This is a genomic window from Halostella salina, from assembly GCF_003675855.1.
GTDB lineage: Archaea > Halobacteriota > Halobacteria > Halobacteriales > Natronoarchaeaceae > Halostella > Halostella salina.
The window spans coordinates 591,966-607,265 of record NZ_RCIH01000001.1; the positions used below are offsets into that span (position 1 = coordinate 591,966).

13 protein-coding genes are annotated in these 15,300 nt (G+C 70.6%); 6 read left to right on the forward strand and 7 right to left on the reverse strand.

All coding sequences use genetic code 11. From position 1 onward, the window contains the following. Positions 1 to 102 precede the first annotated feature (102 nt). Positions 103 to 2,253, forward strand: a complete 2,151-nt coding sequence (locus D8896_RS03085) for a GH32 C-terminal domain-containing protein (protein WP_121820597.1) — start codon at positions 103 to 105, stop codon at positions 2,251 to 2,253. Here the strand turns inward: D8896_RS03085 and D8896_RS03090 are convergent, their stop codons facing one another. Then, positions 2,254 to 3,558: a glycoside hydrolase family 68 protein gene (locus D8896_RS03090; RefSeq protein WP_121820598.1), complete on the reverse strand. Its 1,305-nt coding sequence runs from the start codon at positions 3,556 to 3,558 to the stop codon at positions 2,254 to 2,256. A gap of 116 nt (positions 3,559 to 3,674) precedes the next feature. Here D8896_RS03090 and D8896_RS03095 point away from each other — a divergent pair, with 116 nt between their 5' ends. Further along, positions 3,675 to 4,094 (forward strand): VanZ family protein, encoded by a 420-nt coding sequence (locus D8896_RS03095; RefSeq protein ID WP_205596755.1) that lies wholly within the window; start codon positions 3,675 to 3,677, stop codon positions 4,092 to 4,094. Between the two features lie 53 nt (positions 4,095 to 4,147). Here D8896_RS03095 and D8896_RS03100 read toward each other — a convergent pair whose 3' ends face one another. Further along, entirely contained in the window at positions 4,148 to 5,011 is an 864-nt protein-coding gene (locus D8896_RS03100; protein ID WP_121820599.1) for a class I SAM-dependent methyltransferase, read from the reverse strand. A 105-nt stretch (positions 5,012 to 5,116) separates the two neighbouring features. On the opposite strand from D8896_RS03100, the gene D8896_RS03105 reads away from it, so the two are divergent. Beyond that, a complete protein-coding gene (locus D8896_RS03105) occupies positions 5,117 to 6,187 on the forward strand; it encodes an archaeosine biosynthesis radical SAM protein RaSEA (protein WP_121820600.1) in 1,071 nt (356 codons plus the stop codon). On the opposite strand, the gene D8896_RS03110 is transcribed toward D8896_RS03105, so the two are convergent. The 3 genes from D8896_RS03110 to purS all read right to left on the reverse strand — a co-directional run bounded on the left by D8896_RS03110 (position 6,184) and on the right by purS (position 10,395). Next, positions 6,184 to 9,270 carry a PAS domain S-box protein gene (locus tag D8896_RS03110; RefSeq protein WP_121820601.1) on the reverse strand — a complete coding sequence of 1,029 codons (3,087 nt, stop codon included), beginning with the start codon at positions 9,268 to 9,270 and terminating at the stop codon, positions 6,184 to 6,186. The two genes, D8896_RS03105 and D8896_RS03110, sit on opposite strands and share 4 nt — an antisense overlap. A 74-nt stretch (positions 9,271 to 9,344) precedes the next feature. Continuing rightward, positions 9,345 to 10,034, reverse strand: a complete 690-nt coding sequence (gene purQ / locus D8896_RS03115) for a phosphoribosylformylglycinamidine synthase I (protein ID WP_121820695.1) — start codon at positions 10,032 to 10,034, stop codon at positions 9,345 to 9,347. Positions 10,035 to 10,143: 109 nt separating this feature from the next. Further along, entirely contained in the window at positions 10,144 to 10,395 is a 252-nt protein-coding gene (gene purS / locus D8896_RS03120; RefSeq protein WP_121820602.1) for a phosphoribosylformylglycinamidine synthase subunit PurS, read from the reverse strand. 159 nt (positions 10,396 to 10,554) lie between these two features. Between purS and D8896_RS03125 the strand changes: the two genes are divergently transcribed. Then, positions 10,555 to 11,520: a formyltetrahydrofolate deformylase gene (locus tag D8896_RS03125; protein ID WP_121820696.1), complete on the forward strand. Its 966-nt coding sequence runs from the start codon at positions 10,555 to 10,557 to the stop codon at positions 11,518 to 11,520. 113 nt (positions 11,521 to 11,633) lie between these two features. On the opposite strand, the gene D8896_RS03130 is transcribed toward D8896_RS03125, so the two are convergent. Together D8896_RS03130 and D8896_RS03135 are read right to left on the reverse strand one after the other, a co-directional pair. Next, positions 11,634 to 11,816 (reverse strand): DUF7576 family protein, encoded by a 183-nt coding sequence (locus tag D8896_RS03130; RefSeq protein WP_121820603.1) that lies wholly within the window; start codon positions 11,814 to 11,816, stop codon positions 11,634 to 11,636. A 76-nt stretch (positions 11,817 to 11,892) separates the two neighbouring features. After that, complete coding sequence (locus D8896_RS03135) at positions 11,893 to 12,963, reverse strand: phosphoribosylaminoimidazolesuccinocarboxamide synthase (protein ID WP_121820604.1); 1,071 nt, start codon at positions 12,961 to 12,963, stop codon at positions 11,893 to 11,895. A gap of 120 nt (positions 12,964 to 13,083) precedes the next feature. Here D8896_RS03135 and cofH point away from each other — a divergent pair, with 120 nt between their 5' ends. Together cofH and D8896_RS03145 are read left to right on the forward strand one after the other, a co-directional pair. Then, positions 13,084 to 14,460, forward strand: a complete 1,377-nt coding sequence (cofH, locus tag D8896_RS03140) for a 7,8-didemethyl-8-hydroxy-5-deazariboflavin synthase subunit CofH (RefSeq protein WP_121820605.1) — start codon at positions 13,084 to 13,086, stop codon at positions 14,458 to 14,460. A 125-nt stretch (positions 14,461 to 14,585) separates the two neighbouring features. Next, positions 14,586 to 15,272 carry a helix-turn-helix domain-containing protein gene (locus D8896_RS03145; protein WP_121820606.1) on the forward strand — a complete coding sequence of 229 codons (687 nt, stop codon included), beginning with the start codon at positions 14,586 to 14,588 and terminating at the stop codon, positions 15,270 to 15,272. Positions 15,273 to 15,300: the final 28 nt, after the last annotated feature.

Below are 15,300 nucleotides of genomic sequence, written 5' to 3' on the forward strand. Positions count from 1 at the left end.
ACGGAGGATCCGAATGCGGCGGAGCCATGACGGCGATCGTTACAACAGGTGTTGTAAACAGCGAGTAAACGCTTTAGTGGTCCCCGCGGTAACCGTGGGGCGATGAACGGAGCCGCGGTCGACGTCTGCTGTCTGTACGCCGGAGCGCTGAGCCACGAGCAGGAGGCCGCGTACGACTGGTGTCGGTCGGCCGCCGCGAGCGCCGACGCGGTGCCGGTCGGCGACGTGCGCCGCGGCGACGCCGACCTGACGGCGTACGACGCGCTCTGGTGGCACGACGACGCACGCGTGGCCGACGAGCGGAGCGTCGCCGAGGTCGCACCCGCCGTCCGGGAGTTCGTCGCCGGCGGCGGCGGCCTGTTTCTCAGCGGGCGCGCGCTGTCGCTGGTCGCGACGTTCGGCTTCGACGACGTGCCGCCGGACGCGACCGGGCGCGAGTCGCTGACGCGGGACGACGGCTTCCTCTGGGCGGCCCGCCACGCCGACCACCCCGCCGTCGACGGCGACCTGCGGATCACGACACTCCCCGCCGGGAACGACCACTCGTACGCCCGCTACGAGTCGGTCGTCCCGGCCCGCGGCGAACTGCTCGCGTCGATGACCCGAGGGCGCGACGACTCGCCCTACGAGATGTCGACGTTCGCGTGGTCCCACGGCGACGGCACGGTGATCGGGTGCGGCGCGGGGCTGCTGTTCGACGCCGACGGGTATGCCGCCGAGCGGTCGCAGGTCGCCGGCGGGATCCTCGCGTCGCTCGCTGACGACGGCGGCTGGTCGACGACGGGCCGACCGAAGAGCGCCGACGAACTCGCGGCGACGCGGCGCGAACTGGACGCCGCCGACCGCCACCGGCCGCGGTACCACCTGACACCGCCGGCCAACTGGCTCAACGACCCGAACGGGGTCGTCCAGTACGACGGGCGATACCACGTGTTCTACCAGTACAACCCCGTCGGCCCGTTCCACCACGCGATCCACTGGGGGCACGCGGTCAGCGACGACCTGGTCCACTGGGCGGACGAGCCGGTCGCGCTGACGCCGTCCCCGGACGGTCCCGACCGCGACGGCTGCTGGTCGGGCTGTACCGTGGTCGACGAGGACGGCACGCCGACGATCCTCTACACCGGCGGACGGGGGAGCGAGCAACTGCCCTGCCTCGCCCGGGCGGGCGACCCCGACCTCCGGACGTGGGTGAAGGCCGACGACAACCCGGTGATCGACGAGCCGCCGTCGTCCCCGGCGCTCCGCGGCACCGACCACTGGGACGCGGAGTTCCGGGACCACTGCGTCTGGCGCGCGGACGGCGAGTGGCACCACCTGATCGGCGCAGGCGTCGAGGGCGTCGGCGGCACCGCGCTGCTGTACCGCGGCGACACCCTCCGCGACTGGGAGTACGTCGGCCCGGTGCTCACCGGCGACTGGGACGGCGCGGGCGACGTGTGGGAGTGTCCCGAACTGCTCGACTTCGGCGACACGCAGCTACTCCACGTGTCGAACTACGAGGACGTGCTCTACTTCCTCGGCGAGTTCGACGGCGAGACGTTCGAGCGCGAGTCGACGGGGCTGCTCGACCACGGCGACTTCTACGCGCCCCAGTCCACGACCGACGACGACGGCCGCGTCCTCACCTGGGGGTGGGTGATGGAGGCCCGCGAGGGTCCCGCGCAGTGGAACGCGGGCTGGTCGGGCGCGCTCTCGCTCCCCCGGGTACTCACCGTCGAGGACGGCGAACTCCGGCAGCGTCCGGCGGCCGAACTCCGCGACCTCCGGACCGAGCGGCTCCGGAGCGGAACGACGACGGTCGACTCGCCGGACCCGACGCCGCTGGACGCGAGCGGGACCGCCGTCGAGATCGAGGCGACGGTCGACCTCGCCGACGCCGACGAGTTCGGCCTGCAGGTGCTCGCCTCGCCCGACGGCGAGGAGGCGACGACGATACGCGCCGCGGAGGGCGAGGTGGCCGTCGAGCGCGACGCCGCCAGCCTCCACCCCGCCGCCGACGGGAGCACACAGACGATGCCGGTCGGCGACGGTGAGATCGACCTCCGCGTGTTCGTCGACGGCTCGGTCGTCGAGGTGTTCGCCAACGAGCGCCGCTGTCTCACCAGCCGCGTGTACCCGACGCGGGCGGACAGCGACCGGATCGCCGCCTTCGCCGAGGGCGGGACAGTCGAGACCGACATCGATGTCTGGCGGCTCGCGGGGGCGTGGTCCGAAAGGGGCGAGCGCGCCGAGTCCGCCGTCCGTCAGTAGCTACCGGCCGTACCCGCGGGTCGACTCGCGGTCGCCGACGGGTGACAGCGGCGGCAGTTCCTCGCTCCCCAGCGGGATCCGCCCGTGCGCGAGCGTCCCCCGGACCCACGTCCGGTCGCCGTCGTAGCCCAGCCGGGCCGTCGGCGCGAGCGTGCCGCCGAACTTCCGGAGCTGTTCCTCGGGCGCGAGGTGGCCCACGTCGTCCAAGGAGAGCCCGCCCAGGTCGTAGTAGTTGAAGAAGCTCTGGACGAGGATCTCGTCGCCGTGCGGGAACGCCATCCACGAGTACGCCTGGTAGGGGGCGTTTCCGGGGTTGGTCAGGACCAGCCCGGTGTCGTTCAGCGGCCGGTAGTCGCCCCGTAGCGAGTCCGCCACGAAGCCGTACAGCCCGTCGAACCCGTCGATCCCGGGCGCGAACGTGTGGTCGTGGCTGGAGAAGAAGAGGTAGTACCGGCCGTCGCGAACGACGACGTGCGGTCGCTCCAGTTCCTGATTGACGCCGACGGCGTCGACCAGCGGCGGCCGGAGCTCCCAGTCGGTCGGGTCGCCGGTCGGCGACGCCGCGACGCCGATGCTCCCGTTGAACGCCTGTCGCTCGGCGTCGCCGCCGCAGGCGTCGCTCCCCTCCGGCACGGGCGTGTTCCCCTCGAACAGCAGGTACGTCCGCCCCGTCTCCGGGTCCTCGAAGAACCACGGGTCCCGGAACGTGTAGATCATGCCGCGGGACTGCGCCTCGCGCTCGTAGCGCTCGCCGTCCGGTTCGAGGATCACCTCGTGGTCGAACGGGCCCGCGATCCGGAGACCGTCGGCGTCCGTCTCGACGCGACCGCCCCCGGCGACGGCGATGCGCTGCTCGTAGGTGAGTTCCTCGGCGTCGCGGTGACCGGCGGCGGTGTAGTAGACGTAGACCGTCCCGTCGTCGTCCAGCAGCGCGGAGCCGGCCCACTGGCGCGCGCCGAACGCCGCGCCGTCCTCGAACACCGGGCCGCCGTCGTGCCACTGCGTTCCGTCGGCGGAGTAGAAGTAGCGGATCGTCGCCACGTCGTGGCGCTTGCCCGGCAGCATGTCGGCGGGGGCGGTCAGCGAGAGGATCACGCGGTAGCCGTCGACTGTCGCGACTGACCCGTCGCGGTTCCGCAGCAGCCAGGTGTCCCAGACGTGGACGTCGTCGGACACCGGTTCGCTCTCGGGCGGGTAGACGACCGGCGCGACGACGTCGTCCGACCGCGCGAGACCCTCGGCCTGTGCTCGGGTCCACGCGGCGGCCGCCTCCCCGCCGTCCGGTGCGGGCTCGTAGATCGGCATAGGACAGTATCGCCACCTGGCGCGGATAAATCCCGCCATTCGGACGGAAATTCTCGCCGTTCGGTCCTCCGTCCGCGACCGATGGGATTACGGGCCGCCGATCCGACGCTCCGGACGTGACCGACATCGGCACGGAGCTAAACCGGTCGACGGTTCGCCGCCTCCCGGCGCGGCGGGTCCGGGTCGCCGCCGCCGTCGCCGTCGCCCTCGCGGTGGCCGTCGCTTCGCTGGTCCCGACCACCGGAGGGCTGTCAGTGTCTGGACCGCTCGGCGTCCTCGGCGTCGACAAGTGGCTCCACGGGCTCGCCTACGCGGGGCTGGCCGGAACGACGGCGTTCGCGCTGGTCGACGACGTGCGCGTCGACGCGCGACTCGCCGCCCGGACGACGCTCGGGGCGGTCCTCTACGGCGTCGGCGTCGAACTGCTTCAGGCGGCGGTCCCCTACCGGACGTTCTCGCTCGCGGACGCGGCGGCAAACGGCGTCGGCGCGGTCGTCGGCGTCGCCGTCGCGATACTCGTCCTCCGGGCGCTGTAGCGCGGGGCGGGCCAGCTCGCCGGCGCTGTCGACGAGACGGCGACGACGGCCGTTCACGCCCGGCAGACCGCCAGCATGTGGGGCGACACGTCCGCCAGCGTCCCGTCTGTCCGGAGCAGGTCGTTCAGCGTCCGGACCGTCTCGCGGGCGTCCTCGTCGAGTTCCTCGAAGTGCGAGCGTCGGAGCGCGGCGACGCCCTCCAGCGCGGCCACGGTTTCGACGGCGAGTCCGGCCCCCGAGAGCAGGTCCGCGAACTCGTCCCGCCGGAAGAAGTGGCAGTCGAAGATGACCGGCTCCATCCCGTTGCGCTCGGCGAGGTCGGCAGTGTAGTCGCGCTCCCGGACGAGGTCGGGCATCAGCGCGAGGTCGTCGACCTCGTCGTCGACGCGTCCGGCGTACTGGACGGTGATCATCACCGCGCCGAGCAGCCCCATCACCGAGACGAAGACCGGGCCATCGGGGGCCGTCACGCGCCGGAGTTCGGCCGCGCCCTGCCGCCGCTCGTCGGCGTCGAGGACGTGTGACAGCGGGCCGCCGAGACACAGCGTCGCGTCGAAGGCGTCGTCGGCCGCGCCGAGGTCGCGCACGTCGCCGTCCCGGACCGTCACGCGGTCGGCGACGCCGTGTTCCCGGAGCTTCTCGTGGGCGATGTCGCGCTGGCCCTCGCTCGGTTCGATCAGCGTCACGTCGTAGCCGCGCTCGGCGAGCCACACGCTGTACCGGCCGGCCGCACCGCCCACGTCCGCGATCCGGGGCGGGTCCGCGGGGTCGTCGACCGGCGGGAGGTGGTCGTCCAGCTGTTCGACGGTCCCCTCCCACTCCAGCCGGTGGAAGAAGTCGCGGTCGAGCCGCTCCCACTCCCGTTCGCCGTAGTCGTCGTAGTACGTCTCGGGGTCGGTTCTGTCCGGGTCGACCATGCGAGTACGCGGGACCACGAGGGTCAAAGCCGCTGTGGTCCAGCAGTTCGGCCGGCGTCGGCCGAGACGAAGTCGCTTTACCCCTCGGCCCGCTACGGACCGCCAATGAGCAAGCCGAGCCCCGACGTGTACGAGCAGGGGAAGGGGATGGACGCCCACAACAAGGTGATGCGCGGGATCCGCGCCGAGAAGGACGCGTCCTACGACCCCCACGAGCCGACCAGGGTCTGGATCGACGAGGACAACACGCCCGACGGCGTCTACCAGAGCCTCACGATCATCCTGAACACCGGCGGCTGCCGCTGGGCGCGGGCCGGCGGCTGCACGATGTGTGGCTACGTCGCCGAGTCCGTCGACGGCGGGAGCGTCGCCCACGACGCCCTGATGGACCAGATCGACGCCTGTCTCGAACACGAGGAAGCGAACGCCGACGAGGAGAGCGGCCTCATCAAGATCTACACCAGCGGCTCCTTCCTGGACGAGCGCGAGGTCGCCGCCGAGAGCCGACAGGCGATCGCCGAGGCGTTCGCCGACCGCGACCGCATCGTCGTCGAGAGCCTGCCCGACTTCGTCGACCGCGAGAAGCTGACCGACTTCACCGAGGTCGGCCTGGAGACGGACGTTGCGGTCGGTCTGGAGACCGGCACCGACCGCGTGCGCCACGACTGCGTCAACAAGTACTTCGACTTCGACGAGTTCGTGGCAGCGAGCGAGGAGGCCGACGCCGCCGGCGCGGGCATCAAGGCGTACCTGCTCATGAAACCGCCGTTCCTCAGCGAGCGCGAGGCCGTCGAGGACATGAAGCGCTCGGTCCGGAAGTGCGCCGAGTACGCCCACACCGTCTCGATGAACCCCTGCAACGTCCAGCGGTACACGATGGTCGACGAACTCTACTTCAACGACGGCTACCGGCCGCCGTGGCTCTGGAGCGTCGCCGAAGTGCTGGAGTCGACCGCCGACGCCGACGCCATCGTCGTCTCCGACCCCGTCGGCCACGGCAGCGACCGCGGCCCGCACAACTGCGGGGAGTGCGACGACCGCGTCCAGCGCGCCATCAAGGACTTCGACCTCCGGCAGGACCCGTCGGTGTTCGAGCAGGTGTCCTGTGACTGCGAGCGCACCTGGTCCGAGGTGCTCGCCCGCGAGCGGAGCTACGCGATGCCGCTGGCGCGCTAATCCCCCGCCGCCTCCTCGTCGGCCGGTTCCGCCTCGGCGGCCGCCCGGGGAACCCGCAGGGTGACGACCGTCCCGCGCGGGTCGTTCTCGGCGAAGGACAGGTCCCCGTCGGCGCGTTCGGCGACCCAGTTCACCAGCCACAGGCCCAGGCCGCTGGCGTGCCGTAACTGCGTTATCTCGCGGTCCTCGACGAGTAGCTCCCGCTCCATGGTGGGGATCCCCGGCCCGTCGTCCCGCACCGTGACGACGACCGTCTCCCCGTCATCGTCGACCTCGACCCGGACCGACGGCGGCGAGCGGTCGTTGTGGACGACCGCGTTCTCGACGAGCTGTCTCACGGCGGTTCCGAACAGGTCGTCGGCCTGCACCGGAGCGCTGTCGGGGACCGACCACGTCACGTCGGCGTCGGGATGCTCGCGTCCGACGCCGTCGACGGCGTCCCTGACGGCCTCGGCGGCGTCGACCGGTCCCGCCTCCCGGTCGTCGGCGAGGGTTCGCTGGACAGTTCTGGTCTTCTCGGCCAGTTCGCTCAGCTCGGTCGCCCGCTCCTCTATCGCCTCGACGGCCCGCTCACGGGCCGGCGGCACGGCGTCGCGGAGCGTCTCGGCGTACCCCTTGACGACGTTCATCCCGTTGCGGAGGTCGTGGCGGAGGACGCGGTTCAGCACCTCGACGCGCTTGCGCCGCCGCTTGCGCTCCGTGATGTCCGTGTAGATGGCGTACATGTCGGTGTTCTCCGCGTCCGGGTCGACCGGGACGACCGTGAGCAGGAACTCCCGCTTCCCGGTCGCCGTCAGCCGCGTGACCTCCCGCTCGACGGTCTCGCCGGCCGTGGCACGCGCCACTATCTCGTCGGTTTCGAAGCGACGGTCCGGCGGGACGACGACCTCCGTGACCGGCTCCCCGACGACCCGGTCCGCCTCGTAGCCGAACTCCCGCTCGAACGCCTCGTTGGCCGCCACGAACTCCGGGACCTCCCCCTCGTACTCGACGCTGATGACGGGGTTGGGGACGTTCTCGAACAGGGCGGCAAAGCGGTCGCGCTGCTCCCGGAGGTCGCGCTCGAACCGGACGCGCTCTATCGCCTCGACGACGTGGGCGACCAGCAGTTCTGCGAGCTCCTGGTCGTCGTCGTCGAACGCGTCGGCGGTCGACGAAAGGGCCTGCAGGACGCCGTCGGCCCCGACCGGCACCGTCAGCGCCGACCGATACTCGCCCGGCAGGCGAGCGTCCGTTCGTTCGGCGTCGCCGACGCGGCTCGCGGTCCCCGTCTCCCACACCTCGGCCGCGAGTTCGCCGTGTGGCCGCTCGCCCTCGTCCCCGCTTCGCTCCAGCCCGCCGGCCGCCGCCGTCAGGTCGCCGTCAGCCGCCCGGTAGGCGACACAGGCGTCGAAATCGAGTACGCGTTCGGCGGCTTCGATAGCCGCGTGGTACACCTCCGTCGTCGTGTCACAGCGTTCGAGGCGCGACGTGACCTGGTGAAGGTTCCGGACCTTCCGTTGCTGTTGACGGAGCGCGGCCTCCATCCGCTTGTGTTCGGTGATGTCCCTGACGGTCCCGACGACGCCGGGGCCGCCCTCGCCGTCCGCGGGCAGCAGCGAGAGGTTGATCTCGCAGGGGATCCGTTCGCCGTCCTTCGCGTACACCGTCGCCTCGTAGGTCCGAACCGACCCCTCGCCGGCGACGAGTTCCGCGACCAGTTCCCGCCCCCGCTCGACGGCGGCGGGCGAGAGTAGCTTCGTCGGCGGCTCGCCGACCAGCTCGTCCCGCTCGTACCCGGTCATCGACAGCAGCGTGTCGTTGACGGCCGTGTAGCGGTTCTCGGGGCTGAGCGCGTACACGCCGTCGCCGGCGGCCTCCACGATGGCGTCGCGATACGCAAGCTCCCGCTGGCGCTCGGCGCTGTCGAGCGCCGCTTCGGTCGTCGCCGCGACGACGTTGGCCAGATGGAGGTCGGTCTCGTCGAACGCCTCCGTCTCGTCGACGGCGAGGACCAGCACCCCGTGGTCGCCCAGCGGGAACAGCGAGAGGCCGTCGACCGGCTCGGGGAGCTGGTCGCCGTACACCGTCTCCGACACGGGAACTGCGTCGTAGACCGTGTGCTCGTTCCCCTCGAACGCGTCCCAGATGACCCCGTCGCCCGGCCCGACGACCGGCAGCTCGTCGACCAGTTCGTCGACGCGGTCGGTCGTCGCGACCGGGTCGAGCGTCCCCTCGTCCTCGTCGTACAGCCGGACGCTCGCCATCCGTCGGTCGAGCAGTGCCGGGACTGCGTCGACGAGCGTCCCGGCCACCTCCCGCTTCGTCCCGGCCCGCATCATCTCGCGGGCCGTCCGCTGGACCGCCTCCAGCGCCTCGGTCCGTCGCACCTGGTCGCTCACGTCCCGGACGAACGAGATGACCCCGACCACCTCGCCCGCGTCGGTTATCAGGGGGGCGTTGTTCCACTCGCAGACGATCCGGCTGCCGTCGGCGCAGACGTTCTCGTTGACCAGCCGGCGGCCGCCCTCGCCTGAGAGGAGGTCCTCCCACACCGACTCGACGGCCTCGCGCGCCGTCGCCGGGACCATCAGGTCCACCGCCGTTCGCCCCATCGCGTCCTCGCGGTCGTAGCCGAACCGCTCCTCGGCGGCGGGGTTCCAGCCGGCGACGCGGAACTCCCGGTCCCACTCGATGATGGCAAGCGGCGACTGCTCGACCAGCAGCGAGCGCCGCCGGTCGGCGTCGGTCGGCCGCGACGCCCGGTCCCCGACGACGGCGTCCACCCGCTCGACGAGCGTCTCGACGCCGTCGCCCTTGGGGACGAACCCGGCGGCCCCGGCGGCGACCGCCTCGCCGGCGAACGACGCGTCGGCGTCGGCGAAGTGGACGACCGGCGGCTCGGCGAGGTCGTGCAGGGAGAACGGCTCGTCGAAGTCGCCGGCGACGACGCAGTCGAACGACGACTCAGCGAGCGCCGCCGCCGCGCTCGCCGCGTCGGTGCAGGATACCACCGTCGCGCCGACCGCGGCGAACGCGGTTTCGACTGCCTCCCGGTCGGCGGCGGCGCGGTCGACGTGCAGGACGGTATATTTACTTGACATCTATACGACTGATAATTACCGTTGGCCCGACAGAAACGGGGCGGACAGTTGAACCTTCCGGCAAACGACGGGGATTACGATTCGACCGCCCGCTCGAACCCGCGGAGGATACCCCGGCCGTCCGTGCCGCCCACGTCGGGGAGCGTCGCTCGCTCGGGGTGGGGCATCATCACGGCGACGGTGTCGCGCTCGCCGAGGACGCCGGCGACCGCGTGCTTGGAGCCGTTGGGGTTTGCGGCCTCGGTCACCTCGCCGTCGGCGTCGCAGTACCGGAAGAGGACGCGTCCCTCGATCTCGAGCTCCGTCAGGCGCACGTCGTTGGCCTCGTAGCGCCCCTCGCCGTGGGCGATGGGGACCTCGATCACCTCGCCCTGCTCGTAGGCGGCGGTCCAGGGCGTGTCGGCGTTCTCGACGCGCAGGTGGACGTGCTCGCACTGGAACCGCGCGCTCCGGTTCGTGGTGAACGCCCCCTCGGTCAGCCCGGACTCGCAGCCGACCTGCGCGCCGTTGCAGACGCCGAGCACGGGGACGCCGTCGGCGGCGGCCTCGCGGACCTCCTCGACGACCGGGGACTGCGCGGCCATCGCGCCGGCCCGCAGGTAGTCGCCGTAGGAGAAGCCGCCCGGGAGGACGACGCCCGTCGTGTCCTCGGGGAGGCCGTCCTCGTGCCACACGATCTCCGCGTCGATGTCGAGATGGGCGAGCGCGCGCTCGGCGTCGCGGTCGCAGTTGGAGCCGCCGAATCTGACGATAGCCACGGTCACAGCGACCACCTCGTGTGGGAACCGAGCGTGGCTATCGTCGTGGCCACGGTCACAGCGACCACCTCGTGTGGGAATCGAGCGTGGCTATCGTCGTGGTTGTGCCGGTCATCTATCGCTCCTCGACCGCCACGTCGTAGTCGTGGATGGTCGGGTTCGCCAGCAGGCGTTCGGCCATCTCGTCGACGCGGTCCGCGGCCGCCTCCGCCGACTCGGCGTCGAGGTCGATCTCGAACCGGTCGGCCGACCGGAGGTCCGCCAGCTCGAACCCGAGGCGTTCCAGCGCCTGCTGGGTGGTCTCTGCCTCGGGGTCCAGCACGCCGTGCTTGAGTCGCACGGTGACGGTCGCGGTGTAGGCTGTCATCACCTGACTCTGCGCGTTCGTGTTCAAAAACTCTTGTGACTTCCCGACGGTGTACACGTTCGTGGACAGGCAGGTACGGCACGGAAACGAAGGCTTTTGCCGCCGCATGGCCGAGTCGTGGCCGATGACTCCGAGCGACAGCGAGCGGAGGTGGTGGCGATGACGACCGACCTGACCGAGATCACGGTGATCGGAGACGACGACACCGGACTGATCGCGCAGGTCACCTCCCTCCTGTTCGAGCGCGGAATCAACATCGAGGACCTGGACCAGGCCGTCCGGGACGGCCTGTTCCGCATGACGATGTCGGTCGACACGACCGACATGGTGTGTACCGAGTCGACGCTCCGCCGGGACCTGCACGACCTCGGGGAGGACCTGGGTGTCGACGTGCAGGTGCGGTTCCCGACCGAGCGCGAGACCCAGCAGATCGCCGTGCTCGTCACGAAGGAGTCCCACTGTCTGGAGGCGCTGTTCGAGGCGTGGGCCAACGACGACCTCGGCGCGGAGATCGGCGTCGTCATCGGCAACCACGACGACCTCGAACCGCTCGCCGAGCAGTACGGCGTCCCGTTCCACGACGTGGGCGACGCCAACGGCCAGCCCGACGAGGACGAACTGCTGGACCTGCTCGCCGAGTACGACGCCGACCTGGTCGTGCTGGCGCGGTACATGCGCATTCTCAGCCCGAACGTCGTGTTCCGGTACGAGGACCGCATCATCAACATCCACCCGAGCCTGCTACCGGCGTTCCCGGGTGCGAAGGCGTACCGGCAGGCCAAGGAGGAGGGCGTCCGCATCGCCGGCGTCACCGCCCACTACGTGACGACGGACCTGGACCAGGGACCGATCATCACCCAGCGCGCGTTCGACGTGCCCGACGACGCCACGGTCGACGAGCTGCGCCGGCGCGGCCAGCCGCTCGAAGCCGACGCCTTGCTGGAGGCCGTCAAGCTCCACCTCAACGACGACGTGGCGTCCCATCGCGGCCGCACCAGCCTCCGCGACGGCGCGGAGCCGAGCGACTACCAGCTCGGCCTCTCACAGGCCGCCTCGGAGGCAAATCCCGACCGGCCGCTCGACGGTATCGGGGAGGCGATCGCAGAAGGGGAAGCGGACGACTAGGCTACCGGTATCGGGGGCTCGGGCGGCCCCTCATAGTGGTTATTCCTCACTGTTTATCGGTGCTCGCCCGTATGGTACCGGCGAGCATCGGTAATTGGCGAGAATAACCACTATCAGTCCCGCCACTCGTCGAGACAGGCGTCGTCGCAGAAATGCCGGTGTTCGACGGTGTCGTCCTCGACCGTCGTGTGGACGCGGTGGTCCGGCGTCCCGACGACCGGGTCGCCGCAGTGCTCGCAGTTCGGCGCGTCCGCCTCGTCGACGTCCTCGCCGAGGTCCGACGTTGGATCGACCATTTGATCCTACGGAGGCAAGCGCCACACTTCAATGGCACCTTTCGCGCAGTATCCCGAACGCCCGGCCCCGTCGGCCTCAGAGCCGCCGCACCGCGCCGATCGCCGAATCCAGCGGCGGCGCGTCGAACAGGTCGCGGCCGACGTAGGCGTTCGCGCCGGCGGCGTAGAGGTCCCGCGCGACCGCGACCACGTCGTCGTCGAGCGGTTCGGGGCGGGCGTCACAGAGGCGTTTCCAGTCCGCCACGTCCCGCCGCTCGGCTTCCGCCTTCGCCGTCTTGACGGCGTCGACCCACTCTGGCTGGGTGCGCTTGTGGTACTGGCGGAGCACCTCCTTCGAGATCTGGGTGCCCTCGTAGCTGAAGCGGTTCTCGTCGAACGTGCCGACCACGTCCGCGACCCGGATCTCGCCGTTCGCGGACCCGGTGGTCCGCTCACCGTCGGCGGCAGCGGCCGCCCCGTAGTACAGACACTCGATCTTCCCGTCCTCGTGGGTCAGCCCCGCCTCGTCGGCACGCTCCGTGACGACGCGGTTGACCTCGAGTGCGACCGCTTCGAGGTCGTCTATCGACGCCGCGCCGGCGATCCGGTCGGCCTCGGCGCGGTCGAGGTAGCGGTCGCCCTCCTCGTACTTCGTCGAGAACTCGACGATCGGCTCGTCCAGGTCGACGACCTCGTCGGGCCATTCGTCGAAATCGAGTCCGTGGTCGGCCGGGTCGGTCCGGCGGCGCAGGCTGGAGCCGACGGGGACGCGGTTCCGGAACACGATCTCCAGGGGAACGAGGTAGTTCCCGCCGGCGGCGTCGTGGTACGCGTCGTAGTCGTAGTCCCGGCCTTCGTGTGGCAGGTCGGGGACCTGCGTCAGGTCGATGGCCATCTCGCGGGGCGGTTCGGCCGCTTCGGCGAGCGGGACGGGGTCGTCGCCACCCGCGGGTACGACGCCGCGGTAGTGCGTCGGGATCCCCGCGTCCTCCAGCAGTTCGAAGTTGTACGCGCCCATCGCACAGAGGCTCGCCCCCTTGTCCGGGATCTCGTCGGGCATCTTCCCCCAGTCGAAGACGGAGTAGTCGTCCGTGAAGACGAACGACCCCCGGCCGAGTTCGTCCTCCGTCGCCGCCGCCTCGATGCGGAACTCCTTGACGCTGGTCACGCGTCGACCACCTGCTCCATGGGTTGACTCCCGGGGGCGTGGTTAAAAAGGGTTAGCAGTCCGCCCGCACGCCCGCCGGGACCCGCACCCTTTTCACGAACCGGTCTAAGAGAGTGGACAATGACCGACGCGGCCACGACCGGACCGGGGAGCGGCGAGGAGATCCGGTTCGAGCACCGCCCCGAAACCGACCAGTCGTTCGAGAACGCGCTGGCGAAGGCCCGCGACGGGGAGCGCCTGACCGTCGCCGACGGCGTCGAACTCATGACGACCGGCACCGACGCCGACGGGATCGACCCCCGGCGCAAGGAGCGCGTGCTGGAACTGGCCGACCGCCGCCGGGCCGAGGCAGTGGGCGACGAGGTGACGTTCGTCGCCAACCTGAACAACAACGTGACGACGGCGTGCAACACGGGCTGTCTGTTCTGCAACTTCAAGGACACCGCCGAGCACTTCGAGGCCGACAACGACGCGAGCCACGCCGGGTTCACCAAGACGCCCGCCGAGTCCCGGGAGATCGTCCGTGACGCCGTCGAGATGGGCGTGTACGAGGTCACCTCGGTCTCGGGCCTGCATCCGGCGTTCGCGCTGGACGACGAACACCTCGAACTCCTCGAGGCGAGCGACCGCGGCGACCTGAACTACAAGCCGCCCGAACGCTACGAGGTCGACCCGGGCACCTACTGCGAGCAGATGGACGCGATGGCCGTCGACGGCGTCCACCTCCACTCGATGACGCCGGAGGAGGCGTACCATGGCCGTCGAGGCACCGACTGGTCGTACGAGGAGGTGTACGGCCGGCTCAAGGACGCCGGACTCGACTCGGTGCCGGGGACCGCCGCCGAGATCCTCGTCGACGAGGTGCGGGACGCCATCTGTCCGGGCAAGATCGGCACCGACGAGTGGCTCGAAGCGATGGAGGCCGCCGCAAACGTCGGGTTAGACACCACCGCGACGATCATGTACGGCCACGTCGAGAACGCGATGCACCGCGTCATGCATCTCGACCGGATCCGCGACCTGCAGGACCGGACCGACGCGATCACGGAGTTCGTCCCCCTCTCCTTCGTCCACGAGAACACGCCGCTGTTCGAGTACGACATGGTCACCGGCGGCGCGAGCGACGCCGAGGACGAACTGATGATCGCCGTCTCCCGGCTCTTTCTGGACAACGTCGACCATATCCAGTCCTCGTGGGTGAAGTTCGGCGACGCGAAGGGGCTGAAACTGCTCAACTGTGGCGCGGACGACTTCATGGGCACCATCCTCTCCGAGGAGATCACCAAACGCGCCGGCGGCGACTACGGCGAGTACCGGTCGTTCGACGAGTACGCCGACATGATCGCCGCCATCGGCCGCACGCCGGTCGAGCGCTCGACGGACTACCGACAGCGCCGCGTCCTCGACCCGGCCGACCGCCCCCACGGTCCTGAACTCGGTCCCAAGGCCGACGGGACGCCGATGCTTCGCCGGGAGACGCCCGCCACGGACGACTGAGAGCGTTCGTCCTCGCGGATTCCCGGTGGGTGCTGCCCCCGGCGCTCGCCCCCACCGGGAACGGGTGAGACCAGCCGGTCCGAGTTCCCCGTAGCTATTTGACACCGCGTGGGGATCCCTCGGCCATGCGCTACGTGCGGATCCGGATCACGCCGACCGAGGGGCAGGGGTTCCACCCGCTCGGAGAGGCGCTGAGCGAGGAGCCGTCGGTGACTCGCGGGGCGATCCACCGGGACGAACTGCTGGACGACGGCACCGCGGTCATGCTCGCCGAGGCCAGGGGGGATCGTGACCGGTACGAGGCGATCCTGCAGTCGTCGCCCCACGTCCTCGACTACGCGGTCACGGGTGCCGACGGCTGGTGGTACTCGTACACGCACTTCGAGCCGACCGACCTCACGCGTCGGATGCTCCAGCACCAGCGCGAGTCGGAACTGGTGCTGGAGATGCCCATCGAGGTCGCCGAGGACGGGTCCTACGACATGACGCTGGTCGGCGACGAGGGTGCGTTCGCCGACGCCGTGACGATCGACACCGACGAGTTCTCGGTGACGGTGCTGGAGACGGGCAGCCACGCCCCGCAGGTCGACGAGCTGTTCGGGACGCTCACAGCCCGCCAGCAGGAGGTGCTGGAGGCGGCCGTCCGCCTCGGCTACTACGAGAACCCGCGGGAGGCGACCCACGAGGCGATCGCCGACCGCGTCGACGCCTCGCCGAGCACCGTCGGGGAGCACCTGCGGAAGATCGAGTCCCGGATCTTCTCGCGGTTCGTCCGGACCGGCGCGAGCGACGAGCCGCGTCCGACGCCGTAGCCGCGCCGACGACGCGACGCCGGGGCAG